The sequence below is a fragment of the Pseudoduganella sp. RAF53_2 genome (assembly GCF_052113985.1).
Classification (GTDB): Bacteria; Pseudomonadota; Gammaproteobacteria; order Burkholderiales; family Burkholderiaceae_D; genus Rugamonas.
The window spans coordinates 1-3,666 of the sequence record NZ_JBFRDW010000619.1; the positions used below are offsets into that span (position 1 = coordinate 1).

At 61.2% G+C, this 3,666-nt stretch carries 3 protein-coding genes; all 3 read left to right on the forward strand.

The window, feature by feature from the left end; genetic code table 11:
* On the forward strand, positions 1–1,122 hold a 1,122-nt coding region (locus AB4Z11_RS26520), incomplete at its 5' end, for an MFS transporter (RefSeq protein ID WP_442028833.1).
* A gap of 145 nt (positions 1,123–1,267) precedes the next feature.
* Positions 1,268–2,899 carry an alpha-D-glucose phosphate-specific phosphoglucomutase gene (locus AB4Z11_RS26525; RefSeq protein WP_442028834.1) on the forward strand — a complete coding sequence of 544 codons (1,632 nt, stop codon included), beginning with the start codon at positions 1,268–1,270 and terminating at the stop codon, positions 2,897–2,899.
* A 23-nt stretch (positions 2,900–2,922) separates the two neighbouring features.
* A partial coding sequence (locus AB4Z11_RS26530; protein WP_442028835.1) for an alpha-amylase family glycosyl hydrolase occupies positions 2,923–3,666 on the forward strand: 744 nt, incomplete at its 3' end.

The window sequence follows — 3,666 nt, forward strand, 5'->3', positions numbered from 1 at the left end:
GGCTACCTGAGCGACAACACCTGGCACCCGAAGTGGGGCCGCCGCCGTCCCTTCTTCTTTATTGGTGCATTGCTCGCGACGCTGGCGCTGATCCTGATGCCGAATTCCGCCGGCATCTGGATGGCCGTGGCCGTGCTGTGGATGATGGACGCATCCATCAACGTGTCGATGGAACCGTTCCGCGCCTTCGTCGGTGACAAGCTCGATGAGTCGCAGCAGACGGCCGGCTACGCGATGCAGACCTTCTTCATCGGCTGCGGCGCGGTGATCGCATCGCTGCTGCCCACCATCTTCACCGACTTTCTCCACGTGAGCAACGAAGCCGTCAACGGCGGCATTCCTGACTCGGTGCGTTACTCCTTCTACGCCGGTGGTGCTGCCTTCTTCCTGGCCGTGCTTTGGACCGTGCTGACCGCCGACGAACTGCCGCCGGAAGATATCGAGCAATTCCGCATGGAGCGCGCAGTGAAGCGCGGCTTCGCGCACTCGCTGAAGGAAGTCTTCGGCGGCTTTGTGCACATGCCTGCGACCATGGTGCAGCTGGCCTTTGTGCAGTTCTTCACCTGGATCGCGCTGTTCGCGATGTGGATCTACACCACGCCTGCGGTAGCGGACAATGTATTCGGCACTACTGATGCGCAGTCCAGCGCTTTCCAGTCCGCGGGTAACTGGGTCGGCATCATGTTCGCGGTGTACAGTGGCTTCTCCGCACTGGCGGCCTTCATTCTGCCGGTGTTTGCGCGCGCCACCAGCCGCAAATTCGTTCATATGAGCTGCCTGGTGATTGGCGGTGTAAGCCTGATCAGCATGTTCATGATTCACGATAAGAATATGCTGATGGTGCCGATGGTCGGCGTGGGCATTGCCTGGGCCAGCATCCTGACCATGCCATATGCGATTCTGGCCGGCGCGCTGCCTGCCAAGCGCATGGGTTACTTCATGGGCGTATTCAATTATTTCATCGTGATTCCGCAAATCCTGAGCGGTTTGGTATTGGGCTTCGTGACCAGGCATTTCCTGGGCGGCCACACCGTCAACACGCTGGCGCTGGGCGGCGCCTGCATGGTGCTGGCAGGCGTGCTGACGATGTTTGTGAAGGATTCGGCCAAGCCCGCGGCTTGATGCGTCTGCTGGGCGGCGGGTCAATGACCCGCCCTACGAGGCATCGCGGCGGCCCTGTAGGGCGGATCATCGATCCGCCGTGCGTGCGCCCTACCTCCGCCATTCGCGGCAAACTGTGGTTCGAAGAAACCAGTAGGAGCGAACGATGGCCATCCAGACAGTAGCAACGACTCCGATCCCCGGGCAGCGTCCGGGGACTTCCGGGCTGCGGAAGAAAGTAACGGTTTTCCAGCAGCCGTCCTATCTCGAAAATTTCATTCAGAGCGTGTTCGACACGCTCGGCGACACCAGCGGCAAAACCCTGGTGCTGGGTGGCGACGGCCGCTTTCATAATCGCGACGCCATCCAGATCATCCTGAAGATGGCGGCAGCCAATGGCTTCGCGCGCGTGCTGCTGGGGCAAGGCGGCATCCTGTCCACCCCGGCGACCAGCTGCGTCATTCGTAAACACGGCGCGTTCGGCGGCATCATCCTCTCCGCCAGCCACAACCCCGGCGGTCCGGACGGCGACTTCGGCGTGAAGTACAACAGCAGCAACGGCGGACCTGCGCCGGAACAGCTGACCGAGGCAATCTACGAACGCAGCCAGTCGATCTCGCGCTACCGCATCAGCGACGCGCTCGATATCTACATCGACTCGCTGGGCACCGAGCACATTGAAGACATGGCGGTGGAAATCATCGATCCCGTTGCCGACTATGCTGAACTGATGTCCCGCCTGTTCGACTTCGAGGCGATCCGCAAGCTGTTCGCGGGCGGCTTCACCATGCGCTTCGATGGCATGCACGCCGTCTCCGGCCCGTACGCAAAGACGATTCTCGAAGATATGCTGGGCGCACCTCACGGTACGGTGATCAATGCCGTGCCGCTGGAGGACTTCGGTGGACACCATCCCGATCCGAATCCGGTCAACGCATCCGAACTGGTAGCGCTGATGGCGGCGGACCATGCGCCCGATTTCGGCGCCGCATCCGATGGCGACGCGGACCGCAATATGATCCTCGGCCGCGAATTCGACGTGACGCCATCCGACAGTCTGGCTGTTCTTGCCGAGCATGCGCGCGTGGCGCCAGGCTATGCCGCTGGCCTGAAGGGCATCGCCCGTTCCATGCCGACATCGCGGGCTGCCGATCGTGTGGCCGAAGCGCTGGGCAYTCAATGCTATGAAACGCCAACTGGCTGGAAGTATTTCGGCACGCTGCTGGACGCGGGCCGCGCAACGCTCTGCGGCGAAGAGAGTTACGGTACTGGCTCCGACCATATCCGCGAAAAGGACGGCGTGTGGGCGGTGCTGTTCTGGCTTAATCTGCAGGCGGCAACCGGTAAGTCGGTGGAAGAAATCGTGACGGCGCACTGGGCGCGTTTCGGCCGCCACTACTACTCGCGCCACGACTACGAAGGTATCGATGCCGACGCCGCCAAGCTGCTGATGCAGGACCTGCGCATCAAGCTGCCCAACCTGCCGGGCAACACGATGAACCACTACACCATCRCTGCGGCGGACGATTTCGAATACACCGATCCGGTCGACGGTTCGCATGCGAGCCAKCAGGGCGTGCGCATCATGATGACGGATGGTTCACGCATCGTGTACCGCCTGTCGGGCACCGGCACGGAAGGCGCGACCTTGCGCGTCTACCTGGAGCGCTACGAAGCGGACGTCTCGCAACAACATATTCCGACGCAGCAGGCACTGGCAAGCCTGATTGCGCTGGCTGACAGCATGGCGAGCATCGTCATGCACACCGGGCGGACCAATCCGTCCGTCATCACATAATCAACGATAAAAGGAAAGGTCGCATGAAACTCACATCTCTTGCATTGTCCGTTCTGCTGGCTACCAGCGCGCACGCCGCGGCGCCTGCGAAACCGAAGCCATTCATGTGGGAGAATGCGACCGTTTATTTCCTTGTTACCGACCGCTTTGCGAACGGCGACAAATCCAATGACCTTTCATATCACCGCAAGGCCGATGCGGCGCCACTGCGCGGTTTCATGGGCGGCGATCTGAAAGGCCTGACGGCAAAAATCAAGTCCGGCTATTTCGATGACCTGGGCGTGGACGTGATCTGGACCACGCCTCCGGTGGAGCAAATCCACGCCGGCACGGATGAAGGCACCGGCAAGTCTTATGGCTTCCACGGTTACTGGGCGCGCGACTGGACGGCGGTAGACGCCAACCTCGGCACGGAGCAGGATTTCCGCGATTTCGTTGAGGCGGCCCATGCACGCGGCATTCGCGTTCTGCTGGACGTGGTGATGAATCATACTGGCCCCGTCACCGATGAAGATCCGGTCTGGCCTGCCGACTGGGTGCGCACCGAGCCGCAGTGCCAGTACAAGGATGTGCCGACCACGGTCAGCTGCACCCTGGTGAAGAATTTGCCGGACGTGCGCACTGACAGCAATGAGTCCGTTGTGCTGCCTGAAATCCTGATCGCGAAGTGGAAGGCGGAGGGGCGTTACGAACGTGAGTTGAAAGAACTGGATGATTTCTTCGCGCGCACCGGCTATCCGTGTGCGCCGCGCTACTACCTCATGAAG